The 24,876-nt window shown below is 43.2% G+C and carries 25 protein-coding genes; 11 read left to right on the forward strand and 14 right to left on the reverse strand.

Annotation, left to right across the window (positions count from 1 at the left end; all coding sequences use genetic code 11):
* Both CO230_RS00365 and CO230_RS00375 read right to left on the reverse strand, forming a co-directional pair.
* The gene (locus CO230_RS00365) at window positions 1-1,542 is read right to left on the reverse strand and encodes a glycine--tRNA ligase (protein ID WP_122026795.1); all 1,542 of its coding nucleotides are present in this window, start codon (window positions 1,540-1,542) and stop codon (window positions 1-3) included.
* Window positions 1,543-1,756: 214 nt separating this feature from the next.
* Window positions 1,757-2,236 carry a hypothetical protein gene (locus CO230_RS00375; protein ID WP_122026797.1) on the reverse strand — a complete coding sequence of 160 codons (480 nt, stop codon included), beginning with the start codon at window positions 2,234-2,236 and terminating at the stop codon, window positions 1,757-1,759.
* Window positions 2,237-2,413: 177 nt separating this feature from the next.
* On the opposite strand from CO230_RS00375, the gene CO230_RS00380 reads away from it, so the two are divergent.
* Window positions 2,414-3,949, forward strand: a complete 1,536-nt coding sequence (locus CO230_RS00380; RefSeq protein WP_122026798.1) for a YifB family Mg chelatase-like AAA ATPase — start codon at window positions 2,414-2,416, stop codon at window positions 3,947-3,949.
* A gap of 7 nt (window positions 3,950-3,956) precedes the next feature.
* Here CO230_RS00380 and CO230_RS00385 read toward each other — a convergent pair whose 3' ends face one another.
* A complete protein-coding gene (locus tag CO230_RS00385) occupies window positions 3,957-5,066 on the reverse strand; it encodes a DUF3078 domain-containing protein (protein ID WP_122026799.1) in 1,110 nt (369 codons plus the stop codon).
* Window positions 5,067-5,210: 144 nt separating this feature from the next.
* Here CO230_RS00385 and CO230_RS00390 point away from each other — a divergent pair, with 144 nt between their 5' ends.
* The 3 genes from CO230_RS00390 (at window position 5,211) to gdhA (ending at window position 8,661) form a co-directional block, all read left to right on the forward strand.
* Window positions 5,211-5,978 carry a rhomboid family intramembrane serine protease gene (locus CO230_RS00390; protein ID WP_122026800.1) on the forward strand — a complete coding sequence of 256 codons (768 nt, stop codon included), beginning with the start codon at window positions 5,211-5,213 and terminating at the stop codon, window positions 5,976-5,978.
* 32 nt (window positions 5,979-6,010) lie between these two features.
* Window positions 6,011-7,117, forward strand: a complete 1,107-nt coding sequence (dprA, locus tag CO230_RS00395) for a DNA-processing protein DprA (protein WP_122026801.1) — start codon at window positions 6,011-6,013, stop codon at window positions 7,115-7,117.
* A gap of 185 nt (window positions 7,118-7,302) precedes the next feature.
* Window positions 7,303-8,661: an NADP-specific glutamate dehydrogenase gene (gdhA, locus tag CO230_RS00400; RefSeq protein ID WP_122026802.1), complete on the forward strand. Its 1,359-nt coding sequence runs from the start codon at window positions 7,303-7,305 to the stop codon at window positions 8,659-8,661.
* A gap of 101 nt (window positions 8,662-8,762) precedes the next feature.
* On the opposite strand, the gene CO230_RS00405 is transcribed toward gdhA, so the two are convergent.
* Window positions 8,763-9,254, reverse strand: a complete 492-nt coding sequence (locus tag CO230_RS00405; RefSeq protein ID WP_122026803.1) for a YkgJ family cysteine cluster protein — start codon at window positions 9,252-9,254, stop codon at window positions 8,763-8,765.
* Between the two features lie 176 nt (window positions 9,255-9,430).
* Here CO230_RS00405 and CO230_RS00410 point away from each other — a divergent pair, with 176 nt between their 5' ends.
* Window positions 9,431-9,808 carry a group III truncated hemoglobin gene (locus tag CO230_RS00410; RefSeq protein WP_122026804.1) on the forward strand — a complete coding sequence of 126 codons (378 nt, stop codon included), beginning with the start codon at window positions 9,431-9,433 and terminating at the stop codon, window positions 9,806-9,808.
* Between the two features lie 3 nt (window positions 9,809-9,811).
* Here the strand turns inward: CO230_RS00410 and CO230_RS00415 are convergent, their stop codons facing one another.
* The 5 genes from CO230_RS00415 to CO230_RS00435 form a co-directional block, all read right to left on the reverse strand.
* On the reverse strand, window positions 9,812-10,888 hold the full coding sequence (locus CO230_RS00415) for a calcium:proton antiporter (protein ID WP_122026805.1): 1,077 nt from the start codon (window positions 10,886-10,888) through the stop codon (window positions 9,812-9,814).
* A gap of 74 nt (window positions 10,889-10,962) precedes the next feature.
* Entirely contained in the window at window positions 10,963-11,295 is a 333-nt protein-coding gene (locus CO230_RS00420; RefSeq protein ID WP_122026806.1) for a DUF6122 family protein, read from the reverse strand.
* Window positions 11,295-12,011 (reverse strand): DNA alkylation repair protein, encoded by a 717-nt coding sequence (locus CO230_RS00425; RefSeq protein ID WP_122026807.1) that lies wholly within the window; start codon window positions 12,009-12,011, stop codon window positions 11,295-11,297. Before CO230_RS00425 ends, CO230_RS00420 begins: the two co-directional genes overlap by 1 nt.
* Before the next feature lie 2 nt (window positions 12,012-12,013).
* Window positions 12,014-13,225, reverse strand: a complete 1,212-nt coding sequence (gene hflX, locus CO230_RS00430; RefSeq protein ID WP_122026808.1) for a GTPase HflX — start codon at window positions 13,223-13,225, stop codon at window positions 12,014-12,016.
* Window positions 13,226-13,255: 30 nt separating this feature from the next.
* The gene (locus tag CO230_RS00435) at window positions 13,256-13,525 is read right to left on the reverse strand and encodes a SemiSWEET family transporter (protein ID WP_122026809.1); all 270 of its coding nucleotides are present in this window, start codon (window positions 13,523-13,525) and stop codon (window positions 13,256-13,258) included.
* Between the two features lie 71 nt (window positions 13,526-13,596).
* Between CO230_RS00435 and CO230_RS00440 the strand changes: the two genes are divergently transcribed.
* Window positions 13,597-14,139: a GNAT family N-acetyltransferase gene (locus CO230_RS00440; protein ID WP_122026810.1), complete on the forward strand. Its 543-nt coding sequence runs from the start codon at window positions 13,597-13,599 to the stop codon at window positions 14,137-14,139.
* Between the two features lie 77 nt (window positions 14,140-14,216).
* Here the strand turns inward: CO230_RS00440 and hemE are convergent, their stop codons facing one another.
* Genes hemE through hemA form a run of 4 tightly spaced genes read right to left on the reverse strand, consistent with a single transcriptional unit; the run spans window position 14,217 to window position 18,123 of the window.
* The gene (hemE, locus tag CO230_RS00445) at window positions 14,217-15,239 is read right to left on the reverse strand and encodes a uroporphyrinogen decarboxylase (RefSeq protein ID WP_122026811.1); all 1,023 of its coding nucleotides are present in this window, start codon (window positions 15,237-15,239) and stop codon (window positions 14,217-14,219) included.
* Between the two features lie 18 nt (window positions 15,240-15,257).
* Window positions 15,258-15,899, reverse strand: a complete 642-nt coding sequence (locus CO230_RS00450; protein WP_228438153.1) for a uroporphyrinogen-III synthase — start codon at window positions 15,897-15,899, stop codon at window positions 15,258-15,260.
* Window positions 15,900-15,950: 51 nt separating this feature from the next.
* On the reverse strand, window positions 15,951-16,862 hold the full coding sequence (gene hemC / locus CO230_RS00455) for a hydroxymethylbilane synthase (RefSeq protein ID WP_122026813.1): 912 nt from the start codon (window positions 16,860-16,862) through the stop codon (window positions 15,951-15,953).
* Complete coding sequence (gene hemA / locus CO230_RS00460) at window positions 16,849-18,123, reverse strand: glutamyl-tRNA reductase (protein WP_122026814.1); 1,275 nt, start codon at window positions 18,121-18,123, stop codon at window positions 16,849-16,851. Before hemA ends, hemC begins: the two co-directional genes overlap by 14 nt.
* 252 nt (window positions 18,124-18,375) lie before the next feature.
* On the opposite strand from hemA, the gene CO230_RS00465 reads away from it, so the two are divergent.
* Genes CO230_RS00465 through rodA form a run of 5 tightly spaced genes read left to right on the forward strand, consistent with a single transcriptional unit; the run spans window position 18,376 to window position 24,024 of the window.
* Window positions 18,376-19,401, forward strand: a complete 1,026-nt coding sequence (locus CO230_RS00465; protein ID WP_122026815.1) for a rod shape-determining protein — start codon at window positions 18,376-18,378, stop codon at window positions 19,399-19,401.
* A gap of 31 nt (window positions 19,402-19,432) precedes the next feature.
* On the forward strand, window positions 19,433-20,287 hold the full coding sequence (gene mreC, locus CO230_RS00470; RefSeq protein WP_122026816.1) for a rod shape-determining protein MreC: 855 nt from the start codon (window positions 19,433-19,435) through the stop codon (window positions 20,285-20,287).
* A complete protein-coding gene (locus CO230_RS00475; protein WP_122026817.1) occupies window positions 20,280-20,786 on the forward strand; it encodes a rod shape-determining protein MreD in 507 nt (168 codons plus the stop codon). Before mreC ends, CO230_RS00475 begins: the two co-directional genes overlap by 8 nt.
* On the forward strand, window positions 20,783-22,798 hold the full coding sequence (locus CO230_RS00480) for a penicillin-binding transpeptidase domain-containing protein (protein WP_122026818.1): 2,016 nt from the start codon (window positions 20,783-20,785) through the stop codon (window positions 22,796-22,798). The genes CO230_RS00475 and CO230_RS00480 overlap by 4 nt, the downstream gene beginning before the upstream one ends.
* Complete coding sequence (gene rodA / locus CO230_RS00485; protein WP_122026819.1) at window positions 22,795-24,024, forward strand: rod shape-determining protein RodA; 1,230 nt, start codon at window positions 22,795-22,797, stop codon at window positions 24,022-24,024. The genes CO230_RS00480 and rodA overlap by 4 nt, the downstream gene beginning before the upstream one ends.
* A gap of 163 nt (window positions 24,025-24,187) precedes the next feature.
* Here rodA and CO230_RS00490 read toward each other — a convergent pair whose 3' ends face one another.
* Window positions 24,188-24,874, reverse strand: coding sequence for a C40 family peptidase (locus CO230_RS00490; RefSeq protein WP_122026820.1), 687 nt, complete (start codon window positions 24,872-24,874; stop codon window positions 24,188-24,190).
* Between the last annotated feature and the right edge of the window lie 2 nt (window positions 24,875-24,876).

A 24,876-nucleotide genomic window follows, 5' to 3' on the forward strand; every position in this document is an offset into this window, starting at 1 on the left:
TTAAATCTTAGAAAGCAGATTTCTGAAATTCGTTTTCTCGTCGATGATTCTGCGCAAATCGGCTACCGGAACTCTTTCCTGCTGCATCGTGTCGCGGTCTCTCAAAGTAACCGTGTTGTCCGTCAATGTATCGTGATCGATCGTGATACAGAACGGCGTACCGATCGCATCCTGACGACGGTAACGTTTCCCGATGCTGTCTTTGTCTTCATAAATTACGTTGAAATCAAATTTCAGTTCGTTGAAGATTTTCTCGCCATATTCGCCTAATCCGTCTTTTTTCATCAAAGGTAAAATCGCTGCTTTTACCGGCGCCAACGCAGGCGGAAGCGAAAGGACTGTTCTTTCCGAGCCGTCTTCCAGAACCTCATCTTTCAGTGAATTTGAGAAGATGGCGAGGAAAAGGCGGTCCAGGCCAACCGATGTCTCCACTACGTACGGAACATAGTTTTCGTTTCTTTCAGCGTCGAAATACTGCAGCTTGCGTCCGGAGAATTTCTCGTGCGCGCTCAGGTCGAAATCGGTTCTCGAGTGAATGCCTTCCAGTTCTTTAAATCCAAACGGGAATTTAAATTCAATATCAGCCGCGGCATTTGCGTAATGTGCCAGTTTTTCGTGATCGTGGAATTTGTAGTTTTCTTCGCCCAAGCCTAAAGCCAAATGCCAGTTCAGACGTTTCTGCTTCCACTCTTCATAGAAACCGAGTTCGGTTCCCGGCGGAACGAAAAACTGCATTTCCATCTGCTCGAATTCGCGCATCCTAAAGATGAACTGTCTCGCAACAATCTCATTTCTAAAGGCTTTCCCGATTTGCGCAATTCCGAAAGGCAGCTTATGACGCGAAGTTTTCTGCACATTCAGGAAGTTCACGAAAATCCCTTGTGCGGTTTCGGGCCTCAGATACAGGTCGGTCGCACTTTCCGAGGCGGCGCCAAGTTTCGTCCCAAACATCAGGTTGAATTGTCGCACCTCGGTCCAGTTTTTAGAACCAGTGTCAGGATCGGCGATTTCGAGTTCTTCGATCAAAGCTTTCACATCGGCCAAATCGTTGTTTTCGAGCGATTTTGCCATTCGTGAAAGGATGGTTTTCTGTTTTTGGCGGTATTCCAGAACGCGGCCGTTGGTGGTTTCAAACTCATTCTTATCAAAAGCATCACCGAATCTTTTCGCGGCTTTATCTATTTCTTTCTGGGCTTTTTCCTCCAATTTCGCGCAGTAATCTTCAAGCAAAACATCAGCGCGAAAACGTTTTTTCGAGTCTTTATTGTCGATCAAAGGGTCATTAAACGCGTCAACGTGGCCGGAAGCTTTCCAGATTGTGGGATGCATGAAGATGGCAGAGTCGATGCCCACGATGTTTTCATTCATCTGCACCATGGCTTTCCACCAATATTGCTTGATGTTGTTTTTCAGTTCGGCGCCGTTCTGTCCGTAATCGTAAATTGCTGAAAGTCCGTCATATATCTCACTCGAAGGGAAAATAAAACCATATTCTTTCGCGTGCGAGATCAGTTTCTTGAAAACATCTTCCTGTTTGGCCATCGTAATTAATTTTGCAGCAAAAATAGGGAATTTTTGCCGGATTTTAAGGAGCCGGGAACCTGCTCTCCGCTATATCTTTTGCGGTGATTCCGGCTCCGCTCCATCACCGCAAAAGGATGCCGCTGCGATCAGGGCTATGGGTTCGGTTTCCCTTGGAAGTTTCAGCCAAAAAAAGACGGAATAAGTTCCGCCTTTACGATTGAAAGTCTATTTCTTAGAAATTGTAGCTCAGTGCCATTCCGTTGCCGGCAGTTTCGAGTTTGAAATAGGGCTGAAAAGCGGTGCTTTCGCCGTTTTCAAGTTTTAATGCTTTTTCAGCATTTTTACCTGAAGCAATCGCAAACGGAATCCCGATCGCTACAAGACCGGCACCAATTCCCACCACAGTCCAGGCAGCGCTGGCATCTCTTTTATAGGTCATGCCGTTTCGGGTTTCAGTTTTATTTCCCTGCAATGCGGGGATGATGCCGAAACCAATGGCAAATCCGCCCGTGTACGCGAAAATTTGACCAACCGTGCTGTTGGTTCTGGCTTTACTGAATGCAGTGCGGGCTTCAGGATTACTGAAAACATCACGGTACTTGGAAAATCTGTATTCCTGACCATCTTTAATAAGTCTGTTACTGGAAATGGAAACCTGCCCAACTGCCTGTTGAAAGCACATTGCAAGCGCTAAGAGTAAAAATTTATTCATGTATTATTTTTCGGTGAATCTATTTAAAATTTCTGGATTATCGTGTATATATGATTATCTTCATTTTTATGCGCACAAGATGCTTTTTATAAATGATTCTTTACATATCAATAAATATTTATCGGATAACCGCGGAATGTATAGTTTTTTAGTACTTTTATCTCAAACACAAATTATATGTTAGTGAAAGTCTATGGCAGCGCGATCTTTGGCGTTTCCGCACAAACCATTACCATTGAAGTTAACGTAGATGATCATGGGATTGGCTATCATTTGGTTGGTCTGCCCGATAATGCCATTAAAGAAAGCAGCTACCGCATCTCAGCCGCGCTGAAAAATGTCGGCTACAAGATCCCTGGCAAGAAAATCACCATCAATATGGCCCCCGCTGACTTGCGCAAAGAAGGTTCGGCCTATGATTTAAGCATTGCACTGGGTATTTTGGCAGCTTCGGGACAAATCTTGGCAGAAGATATCGGCAGTTATCTCATTATGGGAGAACTATCACTTGATGGGAGCTTATTACCTATAAAAGGGGTGCTGCCGATTGCCATCAAAGCGCGTGAGGAAGGCTTTAAAGGCATTATTCTGCCAAAACAGAATATCCGGGAAGCCGCCGTTGTAGACCAACTGGAAGTATATGGCATTGTGAATATCAAGGAAGTTATTGATTACTTTAATCAAGGTGTTCCGCTGGAACGTACGATCATCGATACGAGAAAGGAGTTCCAAGAAAAAATCAATTTCTTTCCTACCGATTTTTCGGAAGTCAAAGGGCAGGAAACCGCCAAGCGGGCGATGGAAGTGGCTGCGGCAGGCGGCCACAACATCATTTTAATCGGTCCGCCCGGCAGTGGGAAAACGATGCTGGCAAAGCGTGTACCGAGTATTTTGCCACCGCTTACCTTGCGAGAGGCGTTAGAAACTACTAAAATCCACTCGGTGGCGGGGAAGATTGGTGCTGAAACTTCGCTGATGACGGTAAGGCCATTTAGGAGTCCGCACCATACCATTTCGGATGTAGCACTGGTTGGCGGCGGAAGTTATCCACAGCCAGGAGAAATTTCCTTAGCCCATAATGGTGTCTTATTTCTTGATGAAATGCCCGAATTTAAACGAACTGTTCTGGAAGTGATGCGGCAACCGCTTGAAGACCGTGAGGTTACGATTTCCCGCGCAAAATTTACGGTAAACTATCCAGCAAGTTTCATGCTGGTGGCAAGTATGAACCCAAGCCCGAGCGGGTATTTTCCGGATGATCCGAATAACACTTCGTCTCAGTTTGAAATGCAGCGCTATATGAATAAACTTTCGGGGCCACTGCTCGACCGTATCGATATTCATATTGAAGTACAGAAAGTGGAGTTCGAACAGCTTTCAGACCGAAGAAAAGGCGAGAAAAGTGAGGAAATCCGCAAAAGAGTCCTGAATGCCCGGGCAATACAGACCGAAAGATACCGCGATGCAGACATACATTACAACGCGCAGATGGGTCCCAAAGAACTCGAAAAGCATTGTGAATTGGATGAGACTTCACAAAAACTGATAAAGACCGCAATGGAAAAACTGAATCTTTCTGCCAGAGCCTACGACCGCATCTTGAAAGTCGCTCGTACAATCGCAGACCTGGAGGCATGTGAAGCCATCAGTCCCTCACATATTGCGGAAGCTATACAATACCGCAGCCTGGATCGTGAGTTCTGGAATGTTTAAATAAGCTTTAACTAGTGACAAATGGCTTGATAATCTTTCTATTACGCTCCTTGTTTTCATAACCCAGGTTATAAGAGAAACCAATCCCAAGGGTCTGTTTTAATTGCAGTTTCCGGATCTGGTCATGGTCGTAAAGCAAATCGAGTGTTACAACTGTAGAGATATAGCGGTTGAAGCGGAAATTCAGCGTTCCGTTATAGGCAATATCCACACGTTCTGGATGGTCGATATAATTGCTGAAGAAATTGACCTGATTAACAAGATTGATGTCTTTGTAAATCTTCAAACGGTAAAGTACATTCAACAGTGCACCCAGTTCGGATCTTATGCTTTGCCCGTCACGCTCCAGACCATAACGCCCGGCTTTCTGCAGATAGGGATCTGTGACGATGGTGAATTTGCCATTAACTGGGCGGAAAATCACCTGGAAATTTTCATTAGGATTATAGGAGATACCCAAACCTGCGTTCAGGTAGCCCGGTGCCATAAATCTTGATATGCGGTCCGCAAATGTGGGATCTGGCGTTACGCTGTAATTATAGCCTGGTGAAAACTGCGACAAAAACTGAAAACCCGTAGATAAATAATAGTTTCTGCCAATATCATATCCGTAATTCGTCATGAAGTTAATGTAATCTTCTGTCTTTCTCGAGGATTCTCCTTCAGAAGCTACAAAACCATAACCCAGTTGGATGTGGTTTTCAAGGAAATGCCGGTGATTTTTATAGCTGATGTTGTAATTAACTTTTCCGATGACGCCGATGTTATTATTCCCTCCGGAATTCCAGTTAGAAAATGAAGACTGGTTGAAGACCAAATTGTTCTGCCCGAAATAAAACCAGTGGCGCGGCTGTTTCAATTTAAGGAAATTGTAGGGCGTCACAGGGATTTCTGTAGTGATGTTGGAGATCACCACTTGATCGCGTATTACAATGGTATCTTTAAAATGCACATCAAGATTAATGAGTTTGGGATTGGCCAAACTGTCCAGATCCAACGCGACCGAATCCCAGCGGCGTTGCGAAATAGAATCTATCTCCTTTAAGACCGAACGATGCTCTTGGGCGCTGGCAATACCGAAAATACAGAACGAAAATAGGGTGACAAGCTGTTTCATAGGCTGCAAAGTTAGTTAAAGTATTAAAAACCTTCAAACGGTTATGGTTTCACCTTTTTTGACTGAAAATTTTATCAGGTAATTAAATTTCTGGCCATTTTTGCTTACATTTAAAATTGGCAATGGTTTTGCCAAAAAGAAGCCATGTTTAAAGAATCTCTCAGTTACCATGCTGTCTTATACGCCGCGCTGATGCTGGCTGTCATGTGGCTGGGTTTCGTGCTACAGTCGCTGGGCTTCATCAGTGGCTGTTCGGGCGCCATTATCCCACTGCACCCCGATGGGCTGAAGGGGATTCTCTTCTCACCGTTTCTTCATGGTAATGTAGAGCATATTTTTGGTAATTCTGTGCCGGTTTTCGTACTTGTTTTTCTGTTATTTCAGTTTTATCCTTTTATCGCACGTAAAGTTTTTTTTCTGGGGTGGTTCTCATCATTGTTTTTAGTATGGCTTTTACCACCGATTAATATTTTTACAGGGAACTACGATTTTGTGTGTATCATTGGGGCAAGCGGTATTGTATATGTGCTGGCATTTTTTATTTTCTTCAGTGGTTTATTCCGTTGGAATATGAAGTTGTTTTCCGTATCAATGGTGGTCGCACTGTATTATGGCAGTTTGGTCTGGGGCATCCTCCCGGAGGAATTTTTCTCTCAGCTGGAAGAGCCGAGCCGCATTTCTTGGCAGTCGCACTTGTCGGGCGCGGTCGTAGGCGTAATACTGGCCTATGTTTTCCGTAAAAGTGGTGATAGGAACAAGCGTTTTATTTGGCAATATCCCAATTATTACAGCGAAAAAGATGACAAACTGTGGCAGGATTACAAAGAAAAATATCCAGATGACTTCTCGGAACTGCCTTACCGGAAAAAAGATGATGCCTGGGACAGGCTTGATGAAATTCGGCGGAAATAATTTACCTTTGAAAGGATTAACACTGTACACAAATGTTCTCTGAAGAAACCCTCTATTCCATAGCCCTGCGACGCTGCCCGCTTATTGGTGATATCGTGTTCCGGAAATTGGTAAGAGAGGCGGGCTCGGCAAAAGAAGTCTGGGAACTTTCAAAAACCGGGCTGAAAAACATCCACGGTATTGGGCAGAGAATTTCACACGAAATTGGTCATGATGACCACCTGAAATTCGCGGAAAAAGAACTGGCTTTCTGTGAAAAAAATCAGATTAAAATCCTGCTCCGTCACCAGAATGAACTGCCCACATTGCTTGCGGAGTGCGACGATGCCCCTGCAATCCTTTATCAGAAAGGTGATTTCAACCCACAGCTAACACCCATCAGCATTGTTGGTACCAGAAACATGACGGCTTATGGGAAAGCATTTATCCACCGTTTTCTAGAAGAATTACCCTCACAGCCCGTTGTTACAGTAAGTGGACTGGCCTTAGGCGCAGATACAGAAGTGCATCACATCTCTCTTGAACAGAACATCCCTACCGCGGCTGTGCTGGCGCATGGCTTTCATATGTTGTATCCGGCAAAGAACCGTCGGCTGTCCGAAAAAATCTTGGCTGAAAACGGTGCGTTGTTTACCGAATTCAATTCTTCACAAAAACCCGACCGTGAAAATTTCATCCAGCGAAACAGGATCATTGCCGGTCTTTCGCCTGCGACAATTGTGGTAGAAACTGCTTTCGGTGGCGGCTCTATCAGTACCGCCACTTTCGCCCACCAGTATAACCGCGATGTCTTTGCCCTGCCGGGAAGGATCACTGATAAATACAGTCAGGGTTGCAACCAGCTCATACAGTGCAATAAAGCGGCGGTTATATCTACCGTCTCCGCTTTGAAGGAACAATTGGGTTTGAATAATAAAGAAACGGTAGCTGAGTTATTCCCAACATCTGAAATCAGGAAGCAATTGAATGATAACCAAATAGCTATCATGAATGTGTTGGATAAAAATGTGGCCTATACGCTGGATGAGATTTCGGACCGTATGGGAGTCGCGTCTTACAAAATACTGCCCGATTTGCTGGAACTTGAGATTTCCGGTTACATCAAAGCACTTTCGGGAAGGCAATATCTGGCACTTTAAAAAGATATAATTTTTAAAAATTTATAAATATTCAGTTAACATTCAATTATTATTATATTTAATGCATAAATTGTTAAATTAATAAAAATAAAGTGCTAAATTGTTAATATTTTATCAATTATTAAAATATTTATTGCAAGTTTTGAAAAAAAAATTAAATTTGTTGACAATAATACTCAACCTTTATGGAACACTACAATGCAGAACAAAAAATTCAGGATTTTATCGCCGAGATAGAAGCCAGAAACCCTAACGAACCGGAATTTCTTCAGGCAGTGAAAGAAGTTGCAGTTACTGTAATTCCTTTTATCGCCACTAAAAAACAATATGACGGGATGAAACTCCTAGAGCGTATGGCTGAGCCAGAGCGTACCGTTATTTTCCGCGTGCCTTGGGTAGACGATAAAGGTGAGATTCAGGTAAACCGCGGTTTCAGGATTCAGATGAACTCTGCGATCGGGCCTTACAAAGGCGGTATCCGTTTCCATCCTACCGTTAATTTATCTGTACTGAAGTTTCTTGCATTCGAGCAAACATTTAAAAACTCGCTTACCACATTGCCAATGGGTGGTGGGAAAGGTGGTGCCGACTTCGATCCACAAGGGAAATCTGATATGGAGATCATGCGCTTCTGCCAGGCTTATATGACAGAGCTTTGCAAACATATCGGCCCAGAAACCGATGTGCCGGCTGGCGACATTGGTGTAGGCGCCCGCGAGATCGGATATCTTTTCGGACAGTACAAGAAAATACGAAACGAGTTTACCGGCGTACTTACCGGTAAAGGACTAGCATATGGTGGTTCCCTTATCCGTCCGGAAGCTACAGGATATGGCGTAGTATATTTCGCTGAGCAGATGCTGAAGACGATCGGGCAGGATTTTAAAGGAAAGACAGTCGCCGTATCCGGCTTCGGAAACGTGGCGTGGGGTGTAGTGAAGAAAGCTACCGAACTTGGTGCTACTGTAGTTACCATTTCAGGGCCAGATGGTTATATTTATGATAAAGACGGCATCAGTGGTGAAAAAATAGACTTCCTGCTTGAGCTGCGTGCTTCCGGAAATAACAGAGCGGAGGATTATGTTAAAAAATTCCCTTCTGCTGAGTTTCATGCAGACAAGCGCCCATGGGAAGTAACATGTGATGTTGCGATTCCAGCAGCTACACAAAACGAACTTTTCCTTGAAGATGCGCAAAAGCTGGTAAATAACGGTGTGATTTGTGTGACTGAAGCGGCCAATATGCCATCCACACTTGAAGCGATTAATCACTTCCTGGACAATAAAGTGCTTTTCTCTCCAGGAAAAGCCTCTAACGCCGGTGGTGTAGCCACTTCCGGTCTTGAGATGACTCAGAATTCAATCCGTCTCAACTGGTCGTCTGAGGAAGTTGATGCACGACTGAAAGAAATCATGATCGGAATCCACAAAGCCTGCCGTGATTACGGTACAGAGGAGGACGGATATGTAAACTACGTGAAAGGTGCCAACATCGCAGGTTTCGTAAAAGTTGCCGAAGCCATGCTCGCACAAGGTGTCGTATAATATAAAGCCGGATTGTCTCCGGCTTTTTTAATGATATTCCTGACCCGGGATTTAGGGTAAAAAGTAAAATGAAGGGAAAAGCGCTGATATTCAGTGCTTTTTTATTTTTTATGAAGCTGTTGCTGCATCTGTTCTACAAATTCGTAGGCTGCCGGACAGATGAGGATGTTCTTAATAGTCAGGTGGTTGATTTGATAGATTTTCTTGCGGTCGGTGTGCGGAAATTCGCGACAGGCTTTGGGCCGCACTTCGTAGATGGAGCAGGTGTTATCCGTATTTAAAAACCAGCAGGGCAGGGTTTGCAATACCTTATCAAGGTCTTCATCTGTACGCAGATATCTTGCCTCGAAATCGGCTGGCTTCATACGCAGTGTTTTTGAAATGCGCTCGATATCTTTTTCGGTGAACAATGGGCCGGTGGTTTTGCAGCAATTAGCGCATTGCAGACAATCCACACGGTCGAAAACGCGCTCGTGGGCTTCCTGCACGGCATAATCGAGGTTTTTAGGCGGTTTCTTTTTCAGGTTTTCGAGAAATTTTTTGTGTTCTTTCTGTTTTAAACCTGCCTGGGTTTTGTAAAACTGCAAATCCATGGTGCAAAAATAGCGGTTTCTTTATTACCGGTGTTACAAATATTACCTGCCCCGCAGCCCCGATAGTAACGGTTACCCCGCAGGGAGGCGGCGGAGCGAAGCGGAGCCGCCGACCGAGGAGTATGAGTGGATAGCGGGAATTGTCTGCCCAAAGAAATTAATACTAATTTTGTGTCATGAAACAACTGCAAACACGTGAGGATATAGAGTTGCTGGTCAACAGATTTTATGAAAAAGTGGCTAAAGATGACACCATCGGTTTCTTTTTCACCCAAATTGCTGAGGTAAAGTGGGAGCATCATCTGCCCAAGATGTATGCCTTCTGGGAGTCGCTGCTTTTCGGGCAAGCGTCATATAAGGGAAATCCTATGGCGGTACATTTCCCGATAAATGAATTAAAGGCAATTGAAAAACATCATTTCGAGCATTGGCTGCGCCTCTGGACTGAAACGGTGCAGGAAAACTTTTGCGGCGAGATAGCCGAAAATGCGGTGTACAAAGCCACAAATATTGCCAACCTGATGGCTCATAAAATGGCTATGGCGCGCCGGTAATCTTTACGGAAATATTACTGTAAAGATATACGCTGCCAAATTCACTAAAAGTACAGTCCCGTAAAGGTGGTTGGTCTTGCCCCGACTTAATGAAAGCATGACGATGAATATGGATAAAGCCAGCAGAATGGTAGATTTTAGATCAAGTCCCAATACAAACGGAATGTCGAAAATAATACACATTAAAGCAACTGCTGGAATGGTGAGGCCCACACTTGCCAAGGCAGAGCCCAAGGCAAGATTTATAGAGGTCTGAATTTGGTTTTTTGCTGCCGCGCGAACCGCCGCAAGACCCTCGGGTAACAAAACGACCGTCGCAATAATTACCCCAACTAATGCACGGGGAGCTCCAATACTTTCAACAAGATTTTCAATTACTGGTGAAAGTCCTTTCGCAATGAAGATTACTGCGGCCAAACAAATCACTAATAAGACCAGGCTTATAACTGTCTGAAGATTGCTTGGCGGATCGGCTTCATGGGTAGTCTCGTCTGCCTCTGTTATGATGAAGTAGTTTCGGTGCCGAACTGTTTGAAACATCAGGAACGCACCATAAATTACCAGACAAGCTAAGGAAACAAATATAAGCTGTGGACTGTTATAGAATGGCCCCGTAACACTGGATGTGTAATTTGGTAATATTAATGTTAAGACCAGAATGGCTACTAAACTTACCAAATAAGTGGTAGCAGAACTTCTACTAAGGAACTGCTCGCTATATTTACGGCTTCCTACAAGAATACAAACTCCTAAAATACCGTTTAGGATGAGCATCACGGCCGCAAAAACCGTATCTCGCGCGTAGGTAAGCGCACCTTCGCTGCCAGAAAGCATAAAGGAAATAATAAGTCCGACTTCTAAAATGGTAATACAAATTGCGAGAATGATGGTACCGTAAGGTTCGCCTACTTTATGAGCCACGACTTCAGCATGATGAACAGCAGAAAGTACTGTTGCGAACAACAAAATAGCCCCGAGTATATTGGTAATAATGGTGTTATTTAAAAATCCGCCCAAGTAGAATATAGCGGCGATGATGGGGAAGACGGTATGCCATTGTAGTAGTTTTCTGTATTTCATAAAATGCGATTTTCACAATAATACAAAAATCATCTTAAAAAAACTATTCTGGCAGGAAGAAATTTATCTTTTTATCACTTCCAAAGATAATAATTCTGAAAATCAGTTAGCATGTGAAGAAATAATCCGAGTGATACAATTCTGTATTTACCTTTAAGAAATAGTGTACCAAGAAAATATAATAAAACCATCGGATACGTATGTAATACATGAAAACCAACACTGCCGCGGTTAGGATCAAAGATAGGATTGGCCAATAAATGATCTGCATCTACCAACATGGTGCCCAACATCAGCAGATATGCGCGCCGCCAGTTTTCCCTGAAAAAGATGCTGGCGATGAAATAAGGGAAAATAAAATGTAGGAAATAATGAACCGATTCTCGGAGATAGAACAGCTGTTCCATTAAAAATTTCCTTTTAAAAATTTTTGCCTCAGTTCATCATCAAATCTTTCAATCGCATACCGAAGCGTGGTGCGTGGCATGTGTTGATAATGTTCTTTCAGGAAATCAATAAGTTCGTGCTGGTTTTTTTTGCCCATTTCGCGCAACAGCCATCCGTTTGCTTTATGCATCAGGTCGTGTGGGTGCTGTAAATTATTAGTAACTAGCTCTTTAACTAATGGAAAAGAATTCTTTTTGATATGATACATTGTAGAGACTACCGCTATTCTTTTACTCCAAAGATGGTCTTCATGAGCCAACTTCCTTAGAATATCATCTTCATGGTTTTCATAGCAATATCTACCCAAAATCTTATAGCAGGAGTTATCTACCAAATCCCAATTATTAATGAATTTTTTGTGCGTAAGATAAAACTGTATAATTTCTTCCTGATTCTGCAGATCAATTGTTTTTTCAAACTTTTCCACCAGTATCAGTAAAGCAGTAAGCCGGTGTTCATGTATTTCTGAAGATAAAAGAAGCCCCAGTTCTGGCAAAGTGATTTTATCAGAAAACTGTTTTACAACTTTTCGCTGATGGGGTACCGTTACCCCAATAAACTGGTCGCCTTCCGCATATTGGCCGGGACCACATTTAAAGAATCGTGGGAGATAAGCGGCTTTTTCAGGTTCGGCTAAAGCACCCAACGCAGTTTTTATCTCATGCACAGTACTCATCTTTACTCAGGGTCATTATCGTAATATTCGAACAGAAAATCGTTATAAGGAAATCTGGAGATGTGAATTTTGAGGACTTCATCATAAATGAGTTTCTTCATTTCCTCGAAATTTTCTTTTTTAAGCGCAGAAATAAATACAGTCGGATATTTAGATTTTGACATCCATGTCTTCTTCCATTCATCAAGAGAGATGTTTTCACGCGTTTCTGGCGTAAGGTCATCCTCAGCCTTTTTCACATAGGTGAACCCGTCTATTTTATTGAATATCATGATCATGGGCTTCTGATGTGCGTTGATCTCCATCAGAATTTGGTTAACCGACTCGATATGATCCTCAAAACTTTCATGCGAAATATCCACCACATGTATCAATAAATCTGCCTCGCGTACCTCATCGAGGGTTGATTTAAAACTTTCTACCAACTGTGTCGGCAATTTTCGGATAAAACCCACGGTATCAGTAAGCAAGAATGGCAAATTACCGATGACTACTTTTCGAACGGTGGTATCAAGTGTAGCGAAAAGTTTGTTCTCCGCGAATACCTCAGATTTTGAGATGGCGTTCATCAGTGTAGATTTACCCACGTTGGTATAGCCAACCAGCGCCGCACGAACTACTTTGCCGCGGTTATTGCGTTGGGTAGCCATTTGGCGGTCGATGGTCTTCAGTTTCTCTTTTAGCAGGGAAATTCTGTCACGGATGATTCGGCGGTCGGTTTCGATTTCTGTTTCACCGGGTCCGCGCATACCGATACCCCCTTTTTGCCGTTCGAGGTGGGTCCACATTCGGGTAAGCCTTGGGAGTAAATACTGGTATTGTGCAAGTTCCACCTGTGTTCTGGCGTATGATGTTTGTGCACGTTGAGCAAAGATATCCAGAATCAGGTTGGTGCGGTCGAGGATTTTAACCTCTATCTCACGTTCAAGATTTTTTAATTGGGAAGGCGAAAGTTCATCATCGAAAATCACTGTACCGATATTGTTTTCCTTTACGAAATCGCGTACTTCCTGGGCTTTTCCGCTTCCGATAAATGTTTTGGGATCGGGTTGGGTGAGTTTTTGGGTGAAACGTTTCACTACAGTTGCGCCGGCCGTGAGCGCCAGAAACTCAAGTTCGTCAAGGTACTCGGTGAGTTTGTCTTCGTCCTGATTTTGGGTAACGACACCGACTAATACGGCGTCTTCATATAAATGTTCTTTGTTTTCGAGCATAGTGTATTTTTTCGCTGGGGTTAGACAAAATTAGGTTTTTTCTCCGTTATAAATGAGTTTACAGATGATAAGAATAGTCGTCGCGATCACTGCGATGCTGTTGGTGACCATCATAGAAATGTGCTCTTGTATGATCCCGTACCAAAGCCATAAGCCAGAGCTTACCACGCCGATGATGCATGTTACCAATGAGATCTCCACAGCAGATTTCTCTTTTAATATCTTGATAATCTGTGGGATGAAGAGTGAAGAGGAAAGCCCACCGGCGATAAAACCTATAATTTCGGGATTGATGTCCATTGATTTTTTTAAAGGGTTTTATTCCATTTTTATGCCGTGATTCATTTACCTTTGATCATAAAATAAGGTTGATGAGTATAGAAATAATATCAAATTCATTAGAAACTGAACGTCTGAACTTAAAACTTGTGGATATAGAAGATGCCGGGTTTATTTATGATTTGTATAATCAGCCAAGGTTCTTACAGTTCATAGGGGATAGAAAGATACGTTCCGTACAGGATGCGGCACGGTATATCATAGAAAAATTCCGGCCGCAGATTGAAAGTTTAGGCTATGGTAATTATGTCGTCATCCGGAAAGAAGATGGTACGAAACTGGGCTCTGTAGGCGTATTTACAAGGGATGGGCTGAATGTTCAGGATATTGGGTTCGCAGTGTTGCCACAGTTTGAAGGTTTTGGCTATTTTACTGAAGCGGCCATGAAGGTTTTAGAAGTGATACATGCTCAGTTTGGGGTATCAAAAGTTTCTGGGATTACGGCTTTAGATCATTACGCCTTACAAAATGTTTTACAAAAGCTTGGGTTGAAATATATTAAATTAATCCGACTGTCTGGTGAAGATGAAGATTTGATGTATTTTGAAGGATTGGTGCAGCATTGTATTCAATAAAAAAGGAAGCCTGCTGCTTCCTTTATATTAATTAATGTAACTCTTTGGCGCTCGCTTCGCTCGTGCCAAAGTAACATTTACTCCTTCCAGTCAACTACCGCACGGATGAACGCCTCGGCGTTTTCAAGCGGGATATCGGGCAGGATCCCGTGGCCTAAATTTACAATATAGCGGTCTTTCCCGAAGCGGTTGATCATTTCTGTTACCATTTTTTTTATAGTTTCTGGCGAAGAATATAGCCTTGAGGGATCGAAATTCCCCTGGAGGGTTTTATCGGCTGTTAATTGGCGGGCGTGTTCGGGCCGGATTGTCCAGTCTACACCGAGCGCAGAAGCTTTTGAAGCTGCCATTTCTTCCAGGGCAAACCAGCAGCCTTTACCAAATACCACCACGTGCGTCAGTGGGCTCAATGCCTGTACAATTTGGTTGATATAAGGCCAGGAAAACTCCTGATAATCATAAGGGGAAAGCATGCCGCCCCAAGAATCGAATACCTGTACAGCAGAAACGCCTTTCTCAACTTTACGTTTAAGGTAGGCGATCGTGGTATCGGTAATTTTCTGTAGCAGCAGATGCGCGGCTTCAGGGTGTTGGAAGCAGAAACGTTTGGCTACATCAAAAGCTTTCGAGCCCTTGCCTTCCACACAATAGCAAAGGATCGTCCAAGGTGAGCCAGCAAAACCGATGAGTGGGATGTTGTTATCAAGTTTCTGAAGTGTGAGCTCGATGGCGTCGAATACATAACCCAAAGTATCATTAACATCCGGAACCTCTATGTTCTGTACCTGTTCCAAAGTGCGGACCGGCTTTTCAAGCCACGGGCCAACACCTTCGCGCATTTCAAAATTAAGGCCCATCGCTTGCGGAACTACCAGAATGTCAGAGAATAATATGGCTGCATCTAAAGGATATCTTCGGATCGGCATCATGGTAATCTCCGCGGCAAGTTCTGGTGTTTGGCAACGGGTGAAAAAATCATATTCATCGCGAAGCGCACGGAATTCCGGCAGAAATCTCCCTGCCTGTCTCATCATCCAAACAGGTGGCCTTTCTACAGTTTCGCCTCTTAATGCTTTTAAATAAAGGTCATTTTTAATCATATCTAAATTTTTAGCCAGCTATCGGATGCTGTGTGCTGAGATAAGTTTCAGCAAGTCATCCAGGTTGCTTTCTGTGCTGGTAATAATAGGGTTTTTTGTAAATTTCCTAAGTTCGTTTGCGGTAGTTTCTCCGATTGAAAAAATCTGTAAGCCATCCAGTGAATTGAACTTCGCAAAACTACGAACTCCGCTCGGACTAAAAAAACACACGGCGTCATAATTTCCTGGAATATCGGGATATAGCAGCGTAGTTTCGTAAACGGGGATCTTACGGTAAGAAATATTCTGTAGCGGTAACGTATTGTTCAGTACATTCAGAGCCAAATTCCCACAGAAATGCAGGAAGCGCTCCTTAGAACTGTTTTCTATAATAAACTCTGAAAGTTCCTTGGCGTGTCTTGTAACTTTAAAGGTACCGAAACCGTTTTTACGCACTTCCTTTTTAGTAGCAAGTCCTACAGTGTATATTTTATTGAAGTTTTTGCTGGTGAAGTTTTCATCGGGTACAAATCCGTTCTCAAAAAAACTCCGTACGCCATTTACGCTGGTGAAAATCAGTGAATAATCTTTAAGGTCAAATGGTGAAACCTGCAAGGGAGAAGTCTTGATCACTTCCACGAAATCATAAGAAAAATGACTCCCTAATTTTTTGGAAATCATCAAGCTATTGAACTTTTTTGTAAACAGGACCTTCATTTTCAGCTGTGCCGGTTAAATACTGTTTTTAATTTCTTCCATTAAAGCTTTGCCGCCGTTAGCCAAGATCTTTTCTGCCATTATTTTCCCATGGTCTACGCCGGGTTCCCAATCAAAAATCTCATCAGTTTCGATGCAGTTTTGCCCATCCAGCGAACACAGTCGCCCGATGAATCTCACCTGTCCCTGTTCGTTGATTTCTGCAAAAGCACCAATTGGCGCAGTACAGCCGCCTTCAAGGGTGTTCAGGAAGCTACGTTCGATATTGATGCAGATGCGGGTTTCATGGTGATTGATGTCTTCAAAAACGGCTTTCAGTTCCACATCATCCTTACGTCCACAAATGGCGACTACGCCTTGCGCGGGTGCGGAAACCATCATCGGAAGGTGTTCGTAATCAATTGATAAGCCCATTCTTTCAATGGCTGCGAGAGAGAATAAAGTAGCGTCGAAATTCTGTTCCTCGAGTTTTGCGAGCCGCGTCTGTACATTACCGCGAATGTCGGAAAACGCTGTCTCCGGGAATTCTTTCAGCCAGAAGGCACGGCGGCGCAGGCTGCTGGTGGCGATTTTCAGTTTATGAAGTTCGAGGGTGGCCGCATCTTTTCTTCTTACCAGCACATCCTGCGGATAATCGCGTTCAAGAACCGCGAAAATTTCGATGCCTTCGGGCATTTGGGTGGGGATGTCTTTTAGGGAATGTACGGCAATATCTACTTCATTATTCAGCAGGGCAATATCCAGGTCTTTGGTGAAGACGCCTGTAATACCCAGTGTATAAAGAGGTTGGGTAAGGTTTTTATCACCGGTGGAAACTACGGGGGCAATATCGGTCAGCAGGTTCTTGTTCTGCAGATGTCGTGCTACTTCGCGGGCCTGCCACATTGCGAGCGGGGAGTTGCGGGTCCCTATTTTAATGCTTTTCATTGAACTCGTTATTGGGCTGTTCTACTAATATCTCGTGCATCAGGCGGCTGACTTCCTCCGCTTTCCACGGATTGTCGATGATGTATTTGGCAAACCTGTTGGTGATTTTCTGGATCATCTTATCAGAAAGTTGCATGTCGTACACATCCACATATTTATGTTTTTTGTGGATGTTGTGCATCTCATTACGCTCCATGTTTTTTAGCACGGCCTTGAAGTGATGGATGTTGGGCGCGAGCTTGCGTTTCTTTTCCCACTCCAGGAAGTCCTTGGTCATTTCACGGATGATTTTTTCGGCTTTTGGGATTTCTTTTTGGCGCGAAGCCATGGTTTCATTGATTTGGCGCGAGAGTTCATCTACATCCACCAGTTTCACGTTTTCGTTTTCGGTAATGTTTTTCTCCACATTATTGGGGATGGAGAGGTCAATCACCAGCGTTTCTTTACCGTTTGGGAAGTGGGTTTTATTGATAATCGGGTGTTGCGCGCCTGTGGCGACAATTAAAATATCGGTTTGCGTAAGTTCTTGTGGCAGTTGCTCGAACCCGATGTGGGGTATTTTATATTTCTCTGCGATTTTCTCTGCTTTATCGGCGGTACGGTTGGCTACTTTTACTTTAGGTTTGTAAACGTGTTTTACCAGATTTTCTACCGTATTCTGCCCAATTTCGCCTACGCCTAAAAGCAAGATGTTTTTTTCAGCGATCTTCGGCTGATTTTTAAGGATGTAATGCACTGCCGCGTATGATACCGAAGCGGCACCGTTTGAAATGCCCGTCTCGTTCTTGATTCTTTTGGAAATTTGAATGGCGGAATTGATGGCGCGTTCCAGATAAGGATTTGCGTTTCGCTTTACTTTTTTGAACCGATGGTACGCGTTCTTGATCTGCCCAATGATTTCGAAATCACCAATAATCTGGCTTTCGAGACCGGCGGCAACTCGGAAAAGGTGGTTCAGTGCTTCCTCATGTTTTAGGATATTCACATACTGCATGAATTCTGTAAGGCTTACGCCTACGGTTTTGCAGTAAAGTTCGGCAATCAGCAGGTAGTTTGGAGAGGTAGTGTAGATCTCCGTACGGTTACAGGTAGAAACTACAAAAGCGTCACCCAGGTTCTTTTCATGAATTTCATTCACAAAATGCTTGATATTCTCATCAAAAAATGAAAATTTGCCCCGCGTTTCGGCATCAGCTTTTTCAAAACTGACACTCAGAACGGAAAAATTAGCGGTTTTGTGAATGTTTGAATCGTGGTTCATAAAGCAACCGCAAATTTATGATTTTTAATTGAATTGGCGAAAGCATAGGCTTTTGGACCTCACGTTTTATAAATGAACTTATTTGCTACAACAGCCGAATATTTTTATGGGATAAGAAAATAATAATCAGTTCTTAAAGTTATGAAAGATAATATGGTTTTTAATAAAATTTTAACCAAAAATCGACTTTGGTAATTCTTAGAACTGTTCTAAATTTATATCTTTGTACACTTAAAAAAATCACGAGAAAAAATGGGTTTATTCGATATGTTCACGCAGGATATTGCGATTGATTTGGGAACTGCAAACACACTGATTATACATAATAATAAGATCGTGATCGATCAGCCATCAATAGTGGCGATTGAGCGTTCCAGCGGCAAACCGATTGCAGTAGGCGAACAGGCAAAGCACATGCAGGGGAAAACCCATGAGGATATTAAAACCATCCGCCCACTGAAAGATGGGGTTATCGCAGATTTCCACGCTTCCGAGCACATGATCAAGGAGTTCATCAAGCAGATCCCGGGGATTAAAGGGAAACTCTTTCAGCCAACTTTGAAAATTGTAATCTGTATCCCTTCCGGCATCACCGAGGTTGAAAAACGTGCGGTAAGAGATTCTGCACAAAAAGTGAACGCGAAGGAAGTAAGGCTGATTTATGAACCAATGGCTGCGGCAATTGGGGTAGGCATTGATGTGCAGAAGCCTGAAGGTAACATGATTATCGATATAGGAGGAGGGACTACCGAAATCGCCGTAGTAGCGCTTGGCGGTATTGTATGTGATAAATCCGTAAAAATCGCTGGCGATGTATTTACCAATGATATCGCTTACTATCTGCGCACCCATCATAATCTTTATATTGGAGAAAGAACCGCGGAACGTGTAAAAATTGAGGTAGGATCCGCCGTTGAGGATCTGGATGTGGAGATGGAAGACATTCCGGTGCAGGGCCGTGATTTGATTACCGGTAAGCCAAAGGAAATTATGGTGAACTATAAAGAAATCGCACGCGCCCTTGATAAATCAATTATCCGTATTGAAGATGCGGTGATGGAAACCCTATCTCTTACGCCACCTGAACTGGCCGCCGATATTTATAAGACCGGTATTTACCTGGCTGGAGGCGGCGCGCTACTGCGCGGTTTGGCAGACAGGCTGCATAAAAAAACGGGCTTGCCGGTTTTCGTAGCGGAAGACCCACTAAGGGCCGTAGTACGGGGTACTGGTATCGCACTAAAGAATATGGATAAATTCAATTTCCTTATTAAATAAATTCAATAATATTTCAATTCGCTGTTAACTGATGGGTTTTTTGCTGCGATTATTTTCGAAGAACGGTCTCTTCGTTTTCTTTGTGTTTCTGCAGCTGGTTGCTTTAGTACTAATTTTCAGCCGTAATTCCATGCAGCAATCATGGTTGGCGGGTCAAACCGCGGCCTTCAACTCGTGGGTTTCGGGTTATATTGACGAGGGTGCTTCTTATCTGAAACTCAAGCAGATTAATGAGCAGCTGGTCTTGCAGAACAAAACCCTGATGGAACAGGTGTATGGTAAGAATGCAGCCGAAATACCTGTGTTCCGTAAAGTACACGATACCATCGGTGGCGGGCAAATCTATACTTTTGTAGATGGGGAAATTGTATTCAACAGCATTAACCGGAAAGACAATTATTTTACCATAAACCGTGGACTGAGAGATGGCGTACAGGCGCAGATGGGCGTAATGGCGCCCAATGGCATTGCCGGTATTGTGATAAACGCGACTAATTCTTATGCCTTGGTCCAGTCAGTTCTAAGTGTGAATAAAATTAAAATCAACGCCTCATTGAAGAAATCAGGCTATTTTGGGACGCTTACCTGGCGAGGTGATGATTCGCGCATCATGCATCTTTCAGATATCCCTAAATATGTTCCGCTACAGGTTGGCGATACAGTAATTACAGATGGCAAATCGGCTATCTTCCCGCAGGGGATCATGATTGGGCGTGTCGCGGGATATGAAGTGGACAGTAAGACTGGTTTTTGGGATATTTCTGTGGAACTGAGTGAAAAAATGGGCAACCTGAGTAAAATTTATGTAGTAAAACACCTTAAAAAAGCAGAAGTAAAACGCATTCAGGATACATTGCAGGCCACCATAAAAAGAGAAAATGATTAGCAGAACGCTGTTTACCGATATTTTGATGATTGTATTGTTGATCGCATTACAAATCTTTGTGCTGAACCGTATTACGCTTTTCGGTAAATATACGCCCGTGCTTTATCCGGTTTTTGTAATGTTCTATCCCTTCTTCAGAAACCGGTACCAGTTTCTTGGGTTGAGTTTTCTGTTAGGGTTGGGCATTGATGCATTTCTTTATACCTGGGGGATTAATGCTTTTGCCACTACGCTAATTGCTTATTTTCGTACGCTGATCTTCCGAACATCTACCGATACTTCTACGGATTTCTTCTCATTTCAGTCACTGCAATGGTCGCAGTATTTGTTTTTTATTCTTTCCAGTATTTTTCTACATCAATTATTGGTTCAGTATATTGAGTTTTTCAAATTCAGCCGTTTTCTAGAGATTTTCCTCAATGTGGCTGCAACCAGTGCCATTTCATTTGTATTCATTATATTATATACCTTAGCGTTTAAAATCAAACAGAAAGTTTGAAATCACAGTATCTTAAAATTACTTTTACACTGGCCATAATTGCAATAATCTTCATTGCGAGGCTTTCCTATTTGCAACTGTTTACCGATCGTTACGCGCTTAATGCGGCGAACACCTCCATCAAAACAGAATACATCATCCCACAGCGCGGCATTATTTTCGACCGCAACGGTAAAATCATGGTAGGCAACCAACCGTCCTATGAAATTTCTTTTACAGAAGCACTCATCCGGCCAGATTTTGATACGCTGGCGTTCTGTAATCTCATGAGAATCACCAAAAGTGATTTCATTAAGACGGTGAATGGCATTAAGAATGAAAAATATTACTCAAAGCTCACCCCCATGACTTTCATGAAGAACCTGAGCCGGGAGGATATTGCAAGAATCCAGGAAATCATCTTTAAATATCCCGCCTTTAACATTGTTTCCAGACCACAGCGCCAATACGAGGTTTCTACCTCAGGGAATCTCTTGGGTTATACTAATGAAGTGAATGAGAGAGACATTAAAAAAGATTCCCTGTATTATCTTCCAGGCGACTTCATTGGCAGGTCTGGGGTTGAAAAATCCTATGAAAAGGTGTTGCGTGGGGAAAAAGGCATACAGTATATCCAAAAAGACATCCGCTTAAAAAGTATCGGTTCCTATAAAGGTGGCGCGCTTGATAAAGAAGTGGTTACGGGGAAAGACATCACACTGACTATTGACTATGATTTGCAGCGGATAGCCGAAGAAATGTTGGTGAACAAACAAGGCGCCATCGTAGCGCTGGATCCTACCAATGGCGAAATATTAGTGCTCGCCACCGGCCCGGATATTGATCCTAACCTGTTTACCGGCCCCAATAAGACCAAGAATCTCTATCGCCTACAGATGGATACTATTTATAATAACCGGCCTACATTCGACCGATCAATCCAGGCAGCATATCCACCAGGCTCCACCTTTAAATTGCTTACGGCTGCAGCGGCCATGCAAATGGGCGTGATGGATGAAAATACCATTTTCCCCTGTGGTGGCGGTTTCAATTACCGTGGTTTAAGAGTGAAAGGTCACGGTGGTGCAGATCCGCTGATCCCGGCCATTCAGGTGTCCAGTAACTGTCATTTTTCGTATGCTTTTATCGCGATTATGAATAAATACCCCGGTAATCCCAGCAAAGGGGTAGATGAATGGAAGGAAATCATGAGCAGTTTCGGGTTGGGTGAATTTTTAAATAATGATTTGGCTGTAGGCGCACGCGGCAGAATCCCAAGTGGTGCTTTCTATGAGAAAAGAAGTGGCAAGAAAGACTGGAGTTCTGCTTATACGATGAACGGCTCAATATTCAACGGAATGGGGCAGGGTGATGTTCTGCTGACGCCTTTGCAAATGGCAAACTCTATAGCGGCGATTGTAAACAAAGGTTGGTATTATACGCCACATATCGTGAAGTCTATTGACGGGAAACCAAACCCCGATCCCCGTTTCAAGGTAAAACATAAGACCTTGGTTGACCCTAAACATTTCGAACCAATCATTAAGGGGATGGAAGCTGTGGTGCTTAATGGTACCGCACGGGGGTTGAAATCAAACGATTTTACCATGCTTGCCAAAACAGGCACGGCACAGGTCCCCCAGGGAAAAGATAATTCTATATTTGTACTCGCGGCGCCGGCTGACAAGCCAAAGATTGTTATTGCTGCGGTGATGGAGCATGCCGGTTTTGGCGCTACTTGGGCTGGCCCGGCGGCTACGGTGATTGCCGAAAAATATCTTACCGGTGACCTGAAACGCGAACATCTATATAACAAGATGGTAAACGCGAGTTTCATGCCCGAGTACCGACGCCAATGGGTGGCGGAACTGAAACGTAAAGGCCTCTATAAAGAAACAGATAAAGATGTTGTAGCCCTGGAGCAGGTTCAGGATAGCCTAAAGTTCATTAAAAGTGAAGTGCTGCGCAGCAAACTAATCCTCAAGAGAGACTCTATCCAACGCAGACTACAAACCAAAACAAAAGCAAAATGAAGTGGGCAGAAGGAATTGATAAACTGAGTATTTTTCTTTATCTGGCAATTTCTGGTTTTGCAGTAGCCAACATTTATAGTGTTGACCAAGGCTTGGGGCAAAAGCAGTTTATATTTTTCTGTATTTCGCTGATTGTGGGCTTAATCATCTTTTTGATGAGGACGAAGTTTTTCGAAAACTTTGCTGGCATATTTTATTTCTTGGGTGTCATTCTACTGATCGGGCTTTTCCCGTTCGGCACTGAGATTCTGGGACAGAAGAACTGGTATAAAGTAGGCGGATTCACGATGCAGCCGGTGGAGTTTGCGAAGATTGGCGTAGCGCTGATGCTGGCTAATTACGTGTCGGGCGGTGACTTTAATCTGAAATATAAGAAATCGCTCTATGCATCGCTTGCCATCATCGGGGTGCCAGCGCTGGTGGTGCTTATCATACCTGATGTAGGTTCTTTACTTGTCTTTACGGCTTTCTTCATTGCGCTTTATCGTGAGGGTTTGAATGGTTGGTTTTTTGGTGTCGGGGCAATCTTGGCGGGTGTTTTCCTTATTGCATTGGGGGTGAATCCGTTATATGTAATCGCGGGCTTAGCCATTATTTATCTGCTTATTGTTTTCTTTAATAATAACAGAATTCATTGGAATGTTGTTTCTGTTTCTGCGATGGTTGCATCTTTTCTGTTATTAGCAGGCTTGGCATACGGTGCGCCGACCATCCTGGAAAAACTGCCGAAACACCAGCGCGAACGTATAGAAGTGCTTTACAAAGGTGAAAAAGCTTTTCGCGATACCTCAGGTTACAATCTATTATATTCTAAAACAGCGATTGGTTCTGGCGGTTTCTTTGGTAAGGGGTATATGGAAGGCTCCGTAACGCGTGGCAAATTCGTGCCTGAGCAGGAAACGGATTATATTTTCTGTACGGTTGGCGAAGAGTGGGGCTTTTTAGGCGCATCTTTATTGGTTGCTTTTTATGCGATCTTCATCGGCAGAATCTATTACCTGTCCGAGAAGCAGAAGTCTGCATTTAACCGTGTTTTTGGCTATAGTTTCGCGTCTATTCTCTTAATGCATTTCGCGATCAATTTGGGGATGGTGATGGGGCTGTTTCCTACGGTAGGTATTCCTTTGCCTTATTTCAGCTATGGGGGAAGTTCTTTCCTGGCATTCTCGATCATGACGTTTATCTTCTTTAAACTGAACTACACCGACCGTAACAGTCTGGTATAATAAAAGGCTATATTCATTCTGACCTCATAGGTACTTGTCGTCAAAAACATTGATATCGCCTGTATCTGCTATTTAATGGATATGTTTTAGCCAACATATGAAAACTTAAATGCACAAAAAAAGCTGCTTTTACAGCAGCTTTCGATCGGATCAATTATTATTTTTAATTATTTGCGAAATTTATATTTACAGAGTCTGGGTTGATTACCCGTTTTGCGAAACGGTATTTTGGTCCCCAGTAAGAATCATTCAGCGATGAAATCATTACCCCGCGGGAGGTGGCAGCGTGAATGAATTTTACTTCTCCGTCAGCAGTTACGTTTTCCACGATTCCTACGTGAGAGATACGGCCTCTACCTTGCGAAAAGAATACAAGGTCACCTTTCTGTAGGTTTTCTTTCTGTACACTTTCACCTTCCTGTGCTTGTGAAGCGGCTACCCGTGGAAGCGTCATACCTGTTACCGTTCCGAAAACTGAAAGTACGAAAGCTGAACAATCAATCCCGCTACGGCTCATTCCGCCATATTTATAAGGAGTCCCTAGGTACGTTTCGGCTTCAGCCAGGATGTCATCAATCCTTTTGGTAAACCGGATGGTTTTGGCGATTTCATCATTTTTCAGCGTAGCTTCCATGGTTCTGGCAGCGGCTAATTTTTCTTCTGCGAAATTGCTTACAAGTTGAGATTTAGCGACTTCTAATTTTTTATTTTCAATAGATGCAAGTTTGGCACCTGATTTGTATTGTTCTTTGTAGGTTGCCGGAGCAGATACTACATAATTTGTTACACAAGACTGTAAAGAAAAAACAGCGGTAATAGCAACTAAATAATACAGAACTCTTCTCTTCATAT

The sequence above is a fragment of the Chryseobacterium sp. 6424 genome (genome assembly GCF_003692615.1).
GTDB lineage: Bacteria > Bacteroidota > Bacteroidia > Flavobacteriales > Weeksellaceae > Kaistella.

Coding starts and splice junctions, on each gene's coding strand:
- CO230_RS00365 (WP_122026795.1), bottom strand. CDS start 1,542: ATGGCCAAACAGGAAGATGTTTTCAAGAAACTGATCTCGCACGCGAAA.
- CO230_RS00375 (WP_122026797.1), bottom strand. CDS start 2,236: ATGAATAAATTTTTACTCTTAGCGCTTGCAATGTGCTTTCAACAGGCA.
- CO230_RS00380 (WP_122026798.1), top strand. CDS start 2,414: ATGTTAGTGAAAGTCTATGGCAGCGCGATCTTTGGCGTTTCCGCACAA.
- CO230_RS00385 (WP_122026799.1), bottom strand. CDS start 5,066: ATGAAACAGCTTGTCACCCTATTTTCGTTCTGTATTTTCGGTATTGCC.
- CO230_RS00390 (WP_122026800.1), top strand. CDS start 5,211: ATGTTTAAAGAATCTCTCAGTTACCATGCTGTCTTATACGCCGCGCTG.
- dprA (WP_122026801.1), top strand. CDS start 6,011: ATGTTCTCTGAAGAAACCCTCTATTCCATAGCCCTGCGACGCTGCCCG.
- gdhA (WP_122026802.1), top strand. CDS start 7,303: ATGGAACACTACAATGCAGAACAAAAAATTCAGGATTTTATCGCCGAG.
- CO230_RS00405 (WP_122026803.1), bottom strand. CDS start 9,254: ATGGATTTGCAGTTTTACAAAACCCAGGCAGGTTTAAAACAGAAAGAA.
- CO230_RS00410 (WP_122026804.1), top strand. CDS start 9,431: ATGAAACAACTGCAAACACGTGAGGATATAGAGTTGCTGGTCAACAGA.
- CO230_RS00415 (WP_122026805.1), bottom strand. CDS start 10,888: ATGAAATACAGAAAACTACTACAATGGCATACCGTCTTCCCCATCATC.
- CO230_RS00420 (WP_122026806.1), bottom strand. CDS start 11,295: ATGGAACAGCTGTTCTATCTCCGAGAATCGGTTCATTATTTCCTACAT.
- CO230_RS00425 (WP_122026807.1), bottom strand. CDS start 12,011: ATGAGTACTGTGCATGAGATAAAAACTGCGTTGGGTGCTTTAGCCGAA.
- hflX (WP_122026808.1), bottom strand. CDS start 13,225: ATGCTCGAAAACAAAGAACATTTATATGAAGACGCCGTATTAGTCGGT.
- CO230_RS00435 (WP_122026809.1), bottom strand. CDS start 13,525: ATGGACATCAATCCCGAAATTATAGGTTTTATCGCCGGTGGGCTTTCC.
- CO230_RS00440 (WP_122026810.1), top strand. CDS start 13,597: ATGAGTATAGAAATAATATCAAATTCATTAGAAACTGAACGTCTGAAC.
- hemE (WP_122026811.1), bottom strand. CDS start 15,239: ATGATTAAAAATGACCTTTATTTAAAAGCATTAAGAGGCGAAACTGTA.
- CO230_RS00450 (WP_228438153.1), bottom strand. CDS start 15,899: ATGATTTCCAAAAAATTAGGGAGTCATTTTTCTTATGATTTCGTGGAA.
- hemC (WP_122026813.1), bottom strand. CDS start 16,862: ATGAAAAGCATTAAAATAGGGACCCGCAACTCCCCGCTCGCAATGTGG.
- hemA (WP_122026814.1), bottom strand. CDS start 18,123: ATGAACCACGATTCAAACATTCACAAAACCGCTAATTTTTCCGTTCTG.
- CO230_RS00465 (WP_122026815.1), top strand. CDS start 18,376: ATGGGTTTATTCGATATGTTCACGCAGGATATTGCGATTGATTTGGGA.
- mreC (WP_122026816.1), top strand. CDS start 19,433: ATGGGTTTTTTGCTGCGATTATTTTCGAAGAACGGTCTCTTCGTTTTC.
- CO230_RS00475 (WP_122026817.1), top strand. CDS start 20,280: ATGATTAGCAGAACGCTGTTTACCGATATTTTGATGATTGTATTGTTG.
- rodA (WP_122026819.1), top strand. CDS start 22,795: ATGAAGTGGGCAGAAGGAATTGATAAACTGAGTATTTTTCTTTATCTG.
- CO230_RS00490 (WP_122026820.1), bottom strand. CDS start 24,874: ATGAAGAGAAGAGTTCTGTATTATTTAGTTGCTATTACCGCTGTTTTT.